12 protein-coding genes, 1 riboswitch and 1 other annotated feature are annotated in these 13,529 nt (G+C 45.8%); of the genes, 9 read left to right on the plus strand and 3 right to left on the minus strand.

Annotation, left to right across the window (positions count from 1 at the left end; genetic code table 11):
* Positions 1-59 precede the first annotated feature (59 nt).
* Positions 60-103, minus strand: a riboswitch (PreQ1 riboswitch).
* A gap of 27 nt (positions 104-130) precedes the next feature.
* Positions 131-1,294 (minus strand): MFS transporter, encoded by a 1,164-nt coding sequence (locus tag NIT04_RS05970; RefSeq protein ID WP_252502676.1) that lies wholly within the window; start codon positions 1,292-1,294, stop codon positions 131-133.
* Between the two features lie 156 nt (positions 1,295-1,450).
* Here NIT04_RS05970 and NIT04_RS05975 point away from each other — a divergent pair, with 156 nt between their 5' ends.
* From NIT04_RS05975 to argF, 3 genes are all read left to right on the plus strand, one after another.
* Positions 1,451-2,434 carry a diaminopimelate dehydrogenase gene (locus NIT04_RS05975; RefSeq protein ID WP_252503204.1) on the plus strand — a complete coding sequence of 328 codons (984 nt, stop codon included), beginning with the start codon at positions 1,451-1,453 and terminating at the stop codon, positions 2,432-2,434.
* 77 nt (positions 2,435-2,511) lie between these two features.
* Positions 2,512-3,600 (plus strand): M42 family metallopeptidase, encoded by a 1,089-nt coding sequence (locus tag NIT04_RS05980; protein ID WP_252502677.1) that lies wholly within the window; start codon positions 2,512-2,514, stop codon positions 3,598-3,600.
* Between the two features lie 233 nt (positions 3,601-3,833).
* Entirely contained in the window at positions 3,834-4,799 is a 966-nt protein-coding gene (gene argF / locus NIT04_RS05985; protein WP_252503205.1) for an ornithine carbamoyltransferase, read from the plus strand.
* Positions 4,800-4,848: 49 nt separating this feature from the next.
* On the opposite strand, the gene sspI is transcribed toward argF, so the two are convergent.
* On the minus strand, positions 4,849-5,061 hold the full coding sequence (gene sspI / locus NIT04_RS05990) for a small acid-soluble spore protein SspI (protein ID WP_252502678.1): 213 nt from the start codon (positions 5,059-5,061) through the stop codon (positions 4,849-4,851).
* 91 nt (positions 5,062-5,152) lie between these two features.
* Between sspI and NIT04_RS05995 the strand changes: the two genes are divergently transcribed.
* The 3 genes from NIT04_RS05995 to pheT all read left to right on the plus strand — a co-directional run bounded on the left by NIT04_RS05995 (position 5,153) and on the right by pheT (position 9,702).
* A complete protein-coding gene (locus NIT04_RS05995) occupies positions 5,153-5,917 on the plus strand; it encodes an RNA methyltransferase (RefSeq protein WP_252502679.1) in 765 nt (254 codons plus the stop codon).
* Between the two features lie 55 nt (positions 5,918-5,972).
* Positions 5,973-6,201, plus strand: a binding site (T-box leader).
* 39 nt (positions 6,202-6,240) lie between these two features.
* Positions 6,241-7,278 carry a phenylalanine--tRNA ligase subunit alpha gene (gene pheS, locus NIT04_RS06000; RefSeq protein ID WP_252502680.1) on the plus strand — a complete coding sequence of 346 codons (1,038 nt, stop codon included), beginning with the start codon at positions 6,241-6,243 and terminating at the stop codon, positions 7,276-7,278.
* 12 nt (positions 7,279-7,290) lie between these two features.
* Positions 7,291-9,702, plus strand: coding sequence for a phenylalanine--tRNA ligase subunit beta (pheT, locus tag NIT04_RS06005; protein ID WP_252502681.1), 2,412 nt, complete (start codon positions 7,291-7,293; stop codon positions 9,700-9,702).
* Between the two features lie 72 nt (positions 9,703-9,774).
* On the opposite strand, the gene rnhC is transcribed toward pheT, so the two are convergent.
* Positions 9,775-10,713 carry a ribonuclease HIII gene (rnhC, locus tag NIT04_RS06010; protein ID WP_252502682.1) on the minus strand — a complete coding sequence of 313 codons (939 nt, stop codon included), beginning with the start codon at positions 10,711-10,713 and terminating at the stop codon, positions 9,775-9,777.
* 168 nt (positions 10,714-10,881) lie between these two features.
* On the opposite strand from rnhC, the gene zapA reads away from it, so the two are divergent.
* The 3 genes from zapA to polX all read left to right on the plus strand — a co-directional run bounded on the left by zapA (position 10,882) and on the right by polX (position 13,520).
* Positions 10,882-11,142 carry a cell division protein ZapA gene (gene zapA, locus NIT04_RS06015; protein WP_252502683.1) on the plus strand — a complete coding sequence of 87 codons (261 nt, stop codon included), beginning with the start codon at positions 10,882-10,884 and terminating at the stop codon, positions 11,140-11,142.
* Between the two features lie 9 nt (positions 11,143-11,151).
* Positions 11,152-11,691 carry a CvpA family protein gene (locus NIT04_RS06020; protein ID WP_252502684.1) on the plus strand — a complete coding sequence of 180 codons (540 nt, stop codon included), beginning with the start codon at positions 11,152-11,154 and terminating at the stop codon, positions 11,689-11,691.
* A 122-nt stretch (positions 11,692-11,813) separates the two neighbouring features.
* Positions 11,814-13,520 carry a DNA polymerase/3'-5' exonuclease PolX gene (polX, locus tag NIT04_RS06025; protein WP_252502685.1) on the plus strand — a complete coding sequence of 569 codons (1,707 nt, stop codon included), beginning with the start codon at positions 11,814-11,816 and terminating at the stop codon, positions 13,518-13,520.
* Positions 13,521-13,529: the final 9 nt, after the last annotated feature.

Below are 13,529 nucleotides of genomic sequence, written 5' to 3' on the forward strand. Positions count from 1 at the left end.
GCCATAGAGAACAGGAAAAAGAAAAGCCATGTCTCATAAATGGACATGGCGTAAATCCGTCATCCATAGTTTTTTATAGAGGGTCGCTATGAACCTCTCCCGAACAGGGTTATTCATTTCGTTTAAGACTTTAAACTATCATGGTTCTTCTGTCAATAGTAGACTTCTTCATTCCCATGATTGTATAAGCAGCGACGCTCAATAGGACGATACCTGTCAGCATGAACCCGCCTTTAAATGTCAGGTCCAAATAGCCGATAAGACTGGAGCCCGCGACGACCCCGATGGAAAAGAAGGCATAGAAATAGCCGTAAGCCTTCCCGCGGAACTCCGGGGAGGATGAGTCGATGAGCAAGGAGTTGATGGAAGGGAATAGAAATGCAAAACCTATTCCGTACAATGCCATTGCCAAATACAAGAGCTGCATCTCTGTAACTTGACTTAAAAACAACATACTTATACCCATCATCGAAATACCGAAAGCCAACGTAATCATCGGCCGCACTTTATCGAAAATGCGATTGATTGGCAATAGGAAAATTAAAATAGCGACGATGCCGAACGTGCTGAGAAGCAGCCCTGTCGATTTCGTGTCAAATCCAAGAGCCTCGACCTTTAACGGAAGGACCAAAGCCAGTACTCCTTGGGAAAACATAAGGAAAAAGGCGCCTGCAAATGCACGGATCATGCCAGGGTGCTTGAACAAATAGCGAATCCTGAAATGCTTCACTCCTTCTATCTTTTCCCTTTTCACGAATGAAACTGAGCGCAATATGAAAAAGGCTGCAATTGCCAGGATGAACATGATGATGCCGTTCATAGTCATAATGAAAGGGGCTCCCGTCTTTGAAGCGACAATTCCGCTGTAGGCAGGTCCGATGATTGCCGCCATCCCAACAAAGGCACCCGAAATGGCTACACTACGGCCCCTCTTTGATTCCTCGGCGCGGTTGGCGAGGAATGTAAATGCAGCAGGAACGATTAGCCCTTCCATGAAACCGTGGACGAAGCGGATTCCAAGTAGGGAAACAGGACCCGAAGCGAATGCATAGAAAAGGAGGGAAATGCCTGAAGCAAACAGACCGACAAGCAAAATGACGAATGGTCCTCTGCGGTCCGTCATGAATCCGGAAATAACGTTCCCAATCGTGTTAGAAAATGAATACATACCGACAGCCAAACCCGTCATGAAGGAAGAAGCACCTAAAGATAGGGCGAAAGGACTCATAATAGGCAGTTGTGAAAATAAATCAAAGAAGGAAAAAAAGACGATTATATAAACGAAAGCGCGCATGTAGAATCCTCATTTCAATTAAGTTGAATCATATTCTACTTTACCATGTATGCCGGAATAGGCAAAAGGACAGCTTGTGAACAAAAAGAAAAATTAGCAAAATGATTAGCGGAACGATAAAATGAGAGAATACTTTTACAGAGAGGGTTGGTCATGATGGTTTCGAAAATCAGAATTGGAATAGTTGGATACGGAAATTTGGGCAAAGGGGTAGAGTCCGCGATTGCTCAAAATGATGATATGGAGCTTGCAGGAGTCTTTACCCGAAGAGAGCCAAACGAATTGAAAGTGAAAAGTGATGTGCCAGTATTGCGCTTGAATGAAATTGAAAACTATGTGGATGATATTGATGTAATGATATTATGCGGAGGTTCGAAAGATGATCTTCCTGAACAAGGACCTGCACTTTCGAAACTGTTCAATATAGTCGATAGCTTTGATACGCATGCTAAGATTCCTGAGTATTTTGAAGCTGTTGACGAAGCGGCTAGACCGAACGGAAAAACGGCGATCATATCCGTCGGTTGGGACCCCGGCCTATTTTCCATCAATCGTCTATACGGGGAATCAATTCTACCCGAAGGCGCGACGTATACGTTCTGGGGAAAAGGATTAAGCCAAGGGCATTCAGATGCAGTGAGGAGAATAGAGGGTGTAAAAGGAGCGGTTCAATATACGATTCCTGTCGAATCCGCGGTCGAAAAGGTGCGCAACGGATCACAGCCGGAGCTGACGACACGTGAAAAGCATACGCGTGAATGTTTTGTCGTGCTTGAAGAAGGTGCAGTCGAAGCCGAAGTGGAACGTGCCATCGTTACAATGCCCGATTACTTTGCAGATTATGATACGACAGTCCACTTCATTACTGAACAGCAATTGAAGGAAGAACATAGCTCGATGCCACACGGCGGTTTTGTCATCCGCAGCGGTAAAACCGGCGATGCGAACAATCAAGTGGTGGAATTCTCATTGACTTTGGACAGCAATCCCGAATTCACATCGAGCGTCCTCGTCGCCTATGCGAGGGCGGCATATAGGTTGAATGAAAAAGGGGACACCGGGGCAAAAACCGTGTTTGACATCGCTCCGGGACTGCTTTCTCCGAAGAGTGCAGCTCAGCTTCGAAAAGAAATGCTCTAATTGTGAAAGCACTTCCAATGTTGCCATTTTTCATCTATACTGAATTTGTAGTTTTTTTATTTAGGAGGGCGAAATGAATGTCAAAACTGGATGATACGTTGATGATGTTAAAAGAGTTGACGGACGCGAAGGGAATTCCCGGCAATGAACGTGAACCTCGCGAAGTCATGAAGAAATATATCGAGCCATTTGCTGATGAAATTGAATACGATGGACTCGGCTCTTTGATCGCCAAGAAAAGCGGGGATGCAAATGGACCGAAAGTGATGGTGGCGGGCCATTTGGATGAGGTCGGCTTTATGGTGACAAAAATTGACGACAAAGGTTTCATTACCTTCCAACCAGTTGGCGGATGGTGGTCGCAAGTCATGCTTGCTCAACGTGTGACAATTGTTACGCGCAAAGGGGACACTGTGACGGGCATCATCGGCTCGAAGCCTCCGCATATTCTCTCCGCAGAAGCACGGAAAAAGCCAGTGGACATTAAAGACATGTTCATTGATATCGGTGCAACTTCGAAGGAAGAAGCGATGGAATGGGGCGTTCTGCCTGGCGATATGATTGTTCCGTATTTCGAATTCACGGTCATGAACAATGACAAATACTTGCTTGCGAAAGCATGGGATAACCGTATCGGATGCGCAATCGCAATAGACGTCATGAAGGCGCTGAAAGATGAAAAACATCCAAACATCGTATTCGGTGTAGGGGCTGTCCAAGAGGAAATCGGTTTACGCGGAGCAAAAACGGCTGCCGCGAAAGTGAAACCGGACATCGGGTTTGCTGTAGACGTAGGTGTCGCAGGTGATACGCCAGGTGTAACGTCGAAGGAATCGACAAGCAAAATGGGCGATGGGCCTCAGATCCTGCTCTATGATGCATCGATGGTATCCCATAAAGGATTGCGCGATCTTGTCGTCGATACGGCGGAAGAACACGGCATTCCATATCAATTCGAAGCGATTCCGGGCGGTGGGACAGACGCAGGTTCAATTCACGTAAGTGGGAACGGCGTACCGTCACTTGCCATATGCATCGCAACTCGCTATATCCATTCACATGCCGCGATGTTGCATCGGGATGATTACGAAAACGCAGTGAAATTGATTGTAGAAGTGATTAAGAAGCTTGATCGCGACACAGTCGATAAAATCATATTTGAATAAGTAAAGGAAAGATCGTGCCTAAAGGTGCGATCTTTTTTTATGCATTTTAGTATGTATAAATGCATATTGAGCCATTCTACAATAAAACGTTGAATAGCTTGGTTAGATGAGACTTTTGACTATTAAAAATGTTTCTTGTAAATTTATAATAATTCATTTGACTTTATAAATATGCATGCATATAATAATTTATACAAAAACCATTCGGGATGGAGATGATCATTTTGGTGAAAATGCATTTATCCACAATTAAAACGACCAAGAAAATTGGAGATCAGCTAAAAGGCCGTGATCTTTTGACGTTATTAGACTATACGAGCGAAGAAATCGATTATTTATTGCAAACCGCTTTAATAATGAAGAAAGATACAAAAGCAGGGAAACTTCCCCCCATACTGCAAGGGAAAACACTCGGCATGATTTTCGAGAAGCATTCTACACGTACAAGAATATCCTTTGAAGTCGGTATTATTCAGCTCGGTGGCCATGCGATGTTCATGAACGCAAAAGATTTGCAGATTGGACGCGGAGAATCCGTGTATGATACAGGCAATGTATTGTCCGGATATTTGGACGCGGTCATGATCCGTGCAAATTCACATGAAATGGTGAAAGAATTGGCGCTGCATTCCTCCATCCCTGTCATCAATGGGCTGACGGACATTTTCCATCCGTGTCAGGCGCTTGCGGATCTACTGACGATGATTGAAGTGAAAGGGTCGGTTGCCGGCAAGAAGCTCGCATACGTCGGCGACGGAAATAATGTTGCCCATTCATTGGTCATCGGGGCGGCCCATATGGGAATTCACGTGGCGGTTGCAACACCTGAGGGGTTCGAATTCAATCAAGATCTTTTTGTGAAAGCCAAAAAGATTGCGGAGATGACAGGCGGATCCGTCATGCAAACTTACAATCCAGTAGAAGCAGTGGAAAATGCAGATGTAGTCTATACGGACGTCTGGACGAGTATGGGGCAGGAGGAAGAATCTGCAGCACGTCTGGAAGCGTTCAAAGGATTCCAAATAAATGACCAGCTCGTTTCCCATGCGAAGAAAAACTATATGTTCCTACATTGCTTACCGGCTCACCGCGAGGAAGAGGTGGCTACTTCCGTCATTGACGGACCGAATTCCTATGTATTCCAGCAAGCAGAAAATCGATTGCATGCGCAGAAAGCTGTATTGGCTGCATTGCTATAAACGCCAACGTAAAAAGCCACTCCAAATGGGTGGCTTTTTACGTTGCCTATTATCTTGCCGAGAATGCTTGGGCAAGTTCTCCGGAAATTTTCGTCTTTTCTTGTTCATCGGCATTAACCCACAGCTTTTCAAAAAATACACCTAGACCTGGCAATAAATGTTCTTCGCCTCGCTGTAATGCATCCTCGACGACGTTGCGAATATCAGTCGCAGAGTTATTCGTCATATTAGCGGTGATGGCGTCACGAATTTGAAAATTCATCATATCATCCTCCTGACATCATTTTGTACACAATGATCGCCAACTATACGGACATTTGTTACACTAAAAGAAAAAGGATGTCGCACATAAAATGAAAAGAATCGAATCGACACAAAATGCGCTCGTAAAACATTGGAAAAAGCTCGTAACCTCAAAGAAAGACCGCGATAAGTCGGAAGAATTCATCGTCGAAGGCTTTCATCTCGTCGAAGAGGCAATGAAGAGGGAAGGGACGATCCTCCATTTGATCATCAGGGAGGATCTGGAACTGCCGAATGAATGGCAAACCGAAAATCTTCAGCTGATCCAAGTGACAAAAGCGGTTGCAAAAGAGCTGGTCGAGACAGAGCAATCACAAGGGATATTTGCACATTGCCGTCAGCCGGAACATACGGATGAGGAAGCCTCCAGTTGGAAAAAGCTCTTATTCATCGATGCCGTACAAGATCCAGGAAATATCGGGACAATGATCCGGACAGCCGATGCTGCCGGAATGGATGCGGTCATCCTCGGGAAAGGTTCTGCAGATCCATACAACCCTAAGACAGTCCGCTCCGCCCAAGGTTCACACTTCCATATTCCTGTTGTGAAAGGGGAGCTCGGCGATTGGATCGATCGTGCAAAATCGGCCGGCCTCAAAGTCATCGGGACGGGATTGCAAAATGCAGTCGATCATTACAATGTTGGTCCGTTAAATGAATTTGCGCTCATCGTCGGAAATGAAGGAAGCGGAGTCGCCGCCGAATATTTATCGAAAGCCGATGATATCGTGAAAATTCCGTTGTATGGAAAAGCGGAATCATTGAATGTTGCGATTGCGGCGGGAATCCTCCTTTATACGTACGGTAAACAATGATATCCATGTTGATGTAAATAACGAAATCGGGTATAGTAAAGTTGTATATAACTTTCGAATAGCTATGACCGGGAAAAGTAGACAGTATGAAACTGACAGGAAATCGGCGCCTTGACTGAGAGCGCGGATAGGCGAAAGACTGTTGAAGTTCACCCCGTGAGCTGCCGCTTGGACCAGTGCAAACTGTAAAGGCGTGCCGGTAGAGGGCCGTTATCCCAAATGAAGTGATTATGCGTTCTGCATAATAATCAGGGTGGTACCGCGAACTCGTCCTCGTCCCTTTCTAGGGGGCGAGGTTTTTTTATTTTGAAAGGAGAATAACAATGGAGCAACAATTGCAACAATTGAAAGAAGAAGCGTTGACGAAAATCCAGGAAGCAATGACCGTCAAGGAATTGAATGACGTCCGTGTCGCTTACCTCGGCAAGAAAGGTCCCATTACCGATTTATTAAAAGGGATGGGAAAACTGCCGGCTGAAGAACGTCCTAAAATGGGAGCTTTAGTCAATGTCATCCGTGAAGAGGTGACGGAAACGCTGGAAGCGAAAATGACGAAGCTTGAAGAAGAGGCGATCAATGCTCAATTGGAAAAGGAAGCAATCGACGTTACATTGCCTGGCCGTCCGGTTCCAACTGGCAACCACCATCCACTGACACGTGTTGTTGAAGAGATTGAGGACTTCTTCATCAGCATGGGTTATGAAATCGCAGAAGGTCCTGAAGTCGAAAAAGATTACTATAACTTTGAAGCGCTTAACTTGCCAAAAGGGCATCCAGCGCGCGATATGCAGGATTCATTCTATATTTCAGAAGAGGTTCTTCTTCGTACACATACATCTCCTGTCCAAGCGAGAACGATGGAAGCTAAAGGCGGAGGCGCTATTAAAATCATTTGCCCGGGGAAAGTGTACCGCCGGGATAGCGACGATGCGACTCACTCCCATCAATTTACGCAAATCGAAGGGCTCGTTGTCGGAGAAGATATCCGCATGAGCGATTTGAAAGGGACGCTTGACCTGTTTGCGAAGAAAATGTTCGGCGCCGACCGTGAAATCCGCTTGCGTCCTAGCTTCTTCCCATTCACCGAGCCGTCAGTAGAAATGGATATTTCCTGCTTCAAATGTGGTGGGGACGGCTGTAATGTATGTAAGAAGACAGGGTGGATTGAAATCTTGGGCGCTGGGATGGTGCATCCGAACGTATTGAAGATGGCGGGCTATGACCCTGCAGTCGTAACAGGATTCGCATTCGGCATGGGACCTGAGCGTATTGCGATGCTGAAATATGGTGTGGAAGATATCCGTCATTTCTATACGAATGACGTTCGCTTCATATCACAATTCCATCGGACAGAAGCTTAAGGAGGAGATTGCATGTTAGTATCAACAAAATGGCTAAATGAGTACGTCAATATAAATGGGATAGACCCTGCTGACTTAGCGGAAAAAATAACGCGTTCAGGTATCGAAGTGGATTCCATCATCGATCGGGCGCAAGGCATGACGAATGTAGTTGTTGGACATGTGTTGGAATGTGTGAAGCATCCGGAAGCGGATAAATTGAACATTTGCCAAGTCGACGTTGGAGAAGAGACGACCCAAATTATTTGTGGAGCGCCGAATGTTGCACAAGGCCAAAAAGTGATCGTTGCACTACCGGGAGCAGTCCTTCCGGGTGATTTCAAAATCAAAAAAGCGAAGCTGCGCGGCGAAGAATCGAACGGTATGATCTGTTCATTGCAAGAGCTTGGAATCGAAGGCAAGCTCGTTTCGAAAGCTTATGCTGAAGGTATTTATGTATTGCCTCAATATGCAGTGCCGGGTGAAAATGCCCTTCCATTGCTTGGCTTGGACGATACAGTGCTCGAATTCGATTTGACGCCGAACCGCTCGGATGCGCTAAGCATGCTTGGTGTCGCGTATGAAGTGGGTGCGATTTTATCCCAAGGGATTGCGCTTCCGAATATAGAATATCCGACCGCAGCAGAAAAAGCGGAAGACATGCTGAAGCTCCGAGTGGATGCATCCGCAGATAATCCAATGTATGTTGCGAAAGTCGTGAAGAATATTAAGGTTGCAGAGTCGCCATTATGGCTGCAAAATGCATTGATGGCTGCAGGCGTACGCCCTCATAACAATGTTGTCGACATTACGAATTACGTCCTAATGGAGTACGGCCAACCGTTGCACGCATTCGACTATGATCGTCTCGCGACAGGCGAAATCGTCGTCCGTCACGCAGAAGAGGGCGAGACGATGACGACGTTGGATGATGTTGAACGGAAATTGAACTCGCATAACCTTGTCATTACGAATGGCAAAGAGCCTGTTGCGCTGGCTGGTGTCATGGGTGGGGCGAATTCGGAAGTTCATGATGGAACAACGACGGTCGTCATCGAATCCGCATATTTCGCACCATCATCGGTACGTCGCACATCCAAGGAAGTCGGACTTAGAAGCGATGCAAGCACCCGTTTCGAAAAAGGGGTCGATCCGAACCGTGTTGAAGAAGCGGCAGAACGAGCAGCACAGCTAATGGCAGAACTCGCTGGCGGAGAAGTCCTAGCGGGATCGGTCGTCTTCGATGAACTTGATAAAACGGCTGAACGTATCACAGTTTCTCCGGACTATATTAATAGCCGCCTCGGTATGAAGATTTCGTTGGAAGAAATGCTTTCCATTTTGGAGCGCCTCCGTATTCCGACGCAAGCTATCAATGGACAGCTTGTCATCGATGCACCGACACGCAGACAGGATTTGAAGATTAGGGAAGATATCATCGAGGAAATTGCACGTATGTACGGTTACGATGAAATCCCGAAGACACTTCCAGTATCCGAGTCAACACCTGGAGGGTTGACACCGTACCAGGCAAAACGCCGGATCGTACGCCAGTTCCTTGAAGGGGCCGGACTTTACCAGGCAATCACGTATTCGTTGACATCCAAGGAGCAGGCTCAAGCATATGCATTGGAAACGGCTCCAGTAACGGAATTGCTAATGCCGATGAGCGAAGACCGGAGCATACTCCGTCAAAGCTTGATCCCCCATTTATTGGAGGCGACTACGTATAACGTCGCGCGTCGTATTGATTCAGTCGCACTTTACGAAACAGGCTCTGTTTTCCTCGGGGAAGAAGAGGATGGCCTTCCTCGTGAAGTTGAACATTTGGCGGCGGTCTTGACAGGCAAGTGGGTCGATCATGCTTGGCAGGCGGAGACGAAGAAAGTTGATTTCTACGTTGTAAAAGGGATTGTAGAAGGCATGATGGATCTTCTCGGCCTGCTTGATGGCTTGTCGTTTGAGAAAGCGGTAATCGACGGCATGCATCCTGGACGGACGGCTAATGTTTTATTGCGCGGGGAGCGCATCGGCTTGATTGGTCAAATCCATCCGACCGAGCAGAAAAAACGTGACTTGAAAGAGACATATGTCATGGAGTTGAATCTTGAAAGAATCCTATCTGTTGAAACGGATGAGCTTCTGTATGTTCCAGTTCCACGTTTCCCGTCCATCTCAAGGGATATTGCACTCGTTGTCGCGAGTGAAACTTCCGCTGGCATGCTGGAAACAATTATTCAGAAGGCGGGCGGCAAACTGTTGAAAGAAGTGAAGCTGTTCGACTTATACGAAGGGGATAATGTAGAGGATGGGAAGAAATCACTCGCCTTCTCATTGACCTATTTCGACCCGGAACGCACTTTGACGGACGAGGAAGTCGTCAAAGCGCATGAAAAGGTTTTGAATGCTTTAACGGTTGAAGCAGACGCTCAGCTTCGCGGATAAAGGTAATGATAAGAATAGTAAAAGACCGCTTATGGAGACTAATTCTCCATGAGCGGTCTTTTTTGTTGGAATTTACAGATGTTTATTTTTCATAGCCGCAATCTTTTTCGCTTTCTGTGCATTGGCAAAATGCCATTTCGTCATCGATTTCAAAGTCGCTTCGCCGCTCTTCAATAAAATCTTGGCGGCTGCTTCATCCACTACTTTTCCTGCACCTTTAGGAAGCCGTACGCCTGCAATCGCACTCAACCGATCCATCTCTTCCAAAAAAGCAACCCTTGCGATAATGGATGCTGCAGCGACAGCTATATGCAAGCCTTCAGCTTTCGTTGAAAACAATACGTTTTCACGAACGATTTCCGGTTCGCTTTTAATATGATTGTAATAAATTCCACGTTCCGCGAACTGATCGATAAGAATGTAATCAGGCTTTTCGCCATTCAATTTGCGTAAGACATGTTTAAGTGCCTGATTATGAAGCAATGCCTTAATTTTACCTTGCGACCATCCGCTTGCTTGCACCTCGTTATACTTCTCATTCGGCAAGGTCAAAACGCTGTGTACGAGTGCTGCTTGAAGATCCGGTGCTATTTGCCGCATCCAATCATCGGTTAACTGCTTGGAATCCTTTACTCCTAATTCACGTACGAGTTCGATTTGGTCGGAGCTGACGAAACAGGCGGCAACCGTAACAGGTCCGAAGAAATCACCTGTGCCCGTTTCATCAGAACCGAGGACGGAAAGCTCTGAGAAACGTTCAGGCAAAGTCTCTCCTTTTGCATGAGGTTTTTTAGGGGTCGGCGTATCGATAGTTCCCCAGTTAGCAGCCTCCCGAAGCGCACCTCCGCCTTGGAAAAGCACTTTCCCCGATTTGTATGCCGTAATGGCAACATCCGGCAACTTTGCCGCAAAGACGACACCAGGTGCATTTCGTACAACGTTAAAGGCGGCATAATGCGCCATCAGCTTATCCAACTTTGCTTTATCCATTTGAAGCACACTTTGGCTCATATACTACTTCCTTTCCAAAACCTACTCTCTATATTGTACAATAATCCGGAAGGGGTGTAATTGAAACTTTGTCCTTCCCTTTTCAACTAAAACGATTTCATGGTATGATTGGGTACAGGATTTCAGAAGGTATCATTATGTATATAATTTGAATGGGGGGGTTCATCATTGGCAGACGAGCAAAAGACGCGCGTTGCGGTTGACATATATGGACAGACGTATACTATTGTCGGCACCGAATCGAGCAGTCACGTACGGCTCGTTGCATCGATGGTCGATGATAAGATGAGGGAGATCAGTTCTCGCAACCCATATTTGGACATATCCAAAATTGCTGTCCTCACAGCTGTAAATAGTGTACATGATTACTTGAAACTGAAAGAACGCATTGAGCAATTGGAAGAAGAATTGAATAAGTTGAAGGGTTGACGGTCGTATATGCTTGATTTACTAATTTTAATCCTCTTTTTAGGAGGATTGATCACCGGATTTAGGCGGGGGCTTATCGTACAGCTTATACATATGACAGGCTTCATCATCGCTCTTGTCGTCGCTTACATATATTATAAACCATTGTCTGAGAAGTTCGTATTATGGATTCCGTACCCTGGCGTTACTGCAGGTTCCAAATTGAGTTGGACGGTCGAACAGCTTGATTTGGATCAGACTTTTTACAGGATGCTGGCATTTGTAGTTATTTTTATCGTTGTCAAATTCGTATTGCAGTTGATCGCGTCCATGTTTGATTTCCTGAAGTTCCTGCCGGTATTAGGTTTTTTATCGCGTTTCGGTGGAGCTGCTTTAGGATTTATCGAGTTTTATATTCTCATATTCCTACTACTCTATCTATTGGCGATGCTACCGCTAGAGTTCATTCAAGAGCTAATTGGAAAATCTCTTTTGGCGGATGCAATATTCGAACATACTCCGATCATTTCGGAAACAGTGAAAAAATGGTGGTATATATATATGAAATGACGTATCACAGCTTGTACAAAAACGCAGGCTGTTCTATACGAACTATCTGTACGGCTTCCCCCCTGGTTGGAGGGAAGCCTTTTTTCAAGAACGATTCGGGATAAATGGAGGAGTGGTTACTCATGAACAAGAAAACGATCATTCGCACATTTGAAAAAATCGCGTTGTATATGGAATTATTAGGGGAAAATCCTTTTAAAGTGGGAGCGTTCAGGAAAGCGGCGAATGTGCTTGAGTTAGATCCGCGGAGCCTCTCCGAAATGGATGACATTTTAAAGTTAAAAGGGATTGGCAAAGGGACAGGCGCGGTCATCATTGATTTAATGGAAAAAGGAGAGTCTGATTTGTTGAAGGAGCTTGAAGAGGAAGTTCCAAAAGGGCTCATTCCGCTATTGAAAGTCCCTGGACTCGGTGGCAAGAGAATTGCCAAACTTAGAGAAGCAATTGGAATCGATTCCATCGAATCTTTGCGCCTCGCTTGTGAGTCGAACAAAGTGAGTGTAATTCCTGGATTCGGCAAAAAGACCGAGGAAAAGATATTGCATGAACTTGAACAGCTCGGCACTAAGAAAGGGAAGTTGCCGGTTTGGCAAGTGGAATCGATTGTTAAAGCAATCGAGGAGGAATTGCGTGAAATAGAGGAAATCATCCGTTTTTCAGTTGCGGGGAGCTTCCGCCGTGCTGAGGAGGAAAGCAGCGACGTCGACTTCATCATCGTTACGGATGAACCGGCTGTTGTTCGGGAAAAACTGATGGAAGTGATGCCGATTGAGGAAACGGTTGCTGCTGGTGATTCTAAGCTTTCCGTCGTCCTCGACATGGCCGAATTGGTCGATGCGGACTTCCGCTTCGTGACGGAAGACCAATTCGCGACGGCATTGCACCATTTTACAGGCTCGAAAGACCATAATGTGAAAATGCGTCAACTTGCCAAGTCAAAAGGGATGAAAATAAGCGAATACGGTGTTGAAATGGAAGATGGAACAGTAAAGACTTTTGATTCGGAAACCGACTTTTTCGCCTTTTTTGATCTGCCATTCATCCCCCCTTCTTTGCGCAAGGACGGGACGGAAATCGAACGCGCTCATGAAATTGCGGATGTAGTGACGTTCGAAGATATCCGTGGCGACTTCCATATGCATACGACATGGTCCGATGGAGGCTATTCCATACGGGAAATGGTCGAAGCCTGCAGGGAGCGGGGATACTCGCATATTGTCATTACAGATCATACGCAATATTTGAGAGTGGCAAACGGATTGACGCCTGAAAGGGTTCGAAGCCAAATAGAAGAAATTCGGCGACTGAATGAGGACTATGAAGATATTGAGATTTTCTGCGGAACGGAAATGGATATCCTGCCGGATGGGTCCCTCGATTTTGAAGATGATTTATTAAAGGAACTGGATTTTGTCATCGCTTCCATCCATTCAAATTTCAATCAATCGCAGGAGCAGATTATGAATAGACTGCATGCGGCGATGAAAAATCCGTATGTTACGATGATTGCTCATCCAACAGGCCGGATCATCGGTCAGAGAGACGGCTATAATCCAGATGTGCCGCAATTGATCGAATGGGCGAAGAAGTACGATAAAATCCTAGAATTGAACGGCAATCCGCATCGCTTCGACTTGGCTGTACACTATTTGGAATTGGCGCAAGAAGCCGGGGTCAAAATTGCTGTGAATACAGACGCGCATACAATCGATCAATTAGATCATATGGAAATCGGCGTGCAATATGCGCAAAAGGCATGGTTGAAAAAAGAGACGGTCGTGAACACATGGCCGCTTGAACAATTCATCCGGGAAATCGTCCGGAAATGAAAGGAAGTG

The organism is Sporosarcina sp. Marseille-Q4943 (assembly GCF_943736995.1).
Classification (GTDB): Bacteria; Bacillota; Bacilli; order Bacillales_A; family Planococcaceae; genus Sporosarcina.

Bases quoted from the DNA above. Each gene is read 5' to 3' on its own strand.
- NIT04_RS05970 (WP_252502676.1), bottom strand. From the start codon at position 1,294: ATGCGCGCTTTCGTTTATATAATCGTCTTTTTTTCCTTCTTTGATTTA.
- NIT04_RS05975 (WP_252503204.1), top strand. From the start codon at position 1,451: ATGGTTTCGAAAATCAGAATTGGAATAGTTGGATACGGAAATTTGGGC.
- NIT04_RS05980 (WP_252502677.1), top strand. From the start codon at position 2,512: ATGTCAAAACTGGATGATACGTTGATGATGTTAAAAGAGTTGACGGAC.
- argF (WP_252503205.1), top strand. From the start codon at position 3,834: ATGCATTTATCCACAATTAAAACGACCAAGAAAATTGGAGATCAGCTA.
- sspI (WP_252502678.1), bottom strand. From the start codon at position 5,061: ATGAATTTTCAAATTCGTGACGCCATCACCGCTAATATGACGAATAAC.
- NIT04_RS05995 (WP_252502679.1), top strand. From the start codon at position 5,153: ATGAAAAGAATCGAATCGACACAAAATGCGCTCGTAAAACATTGGAAA.
- pheS (WP_252502680.1), top strand. From the start codon at position 6,241: ATGGAGCAACAATTGCAACAATTGAAAGAAGAAGCGTTGACGAAAATC.
- pheT (WP_252502681.1), top strand. From the start codon at position 7,291: ATGTTAGTATCAACAAAATGGCTAAATGAGTACGTCAATATAAATGGG.
- rnhC (WP_252502682.1), bottom strand. From the start codon at position 10,713: ATGAGCCAAAGTGTGCTTCAAATGGATAAAGCAAAGTTGGATAAGCTG.
- NIT04_RS06020 (WP_252502684.1), top strand. From the start codon at position 11,152: ATGCTTGATTTACTAATTTTAATCCTCTTTTTAGGAGGATTGATCACC.
- polX (WP_252502685.1), top strand. From the start codon at position 11,814: ATGAACAAGAAAACGATCATTCGCACATTTGAAAAAATCGCGTTGTAT.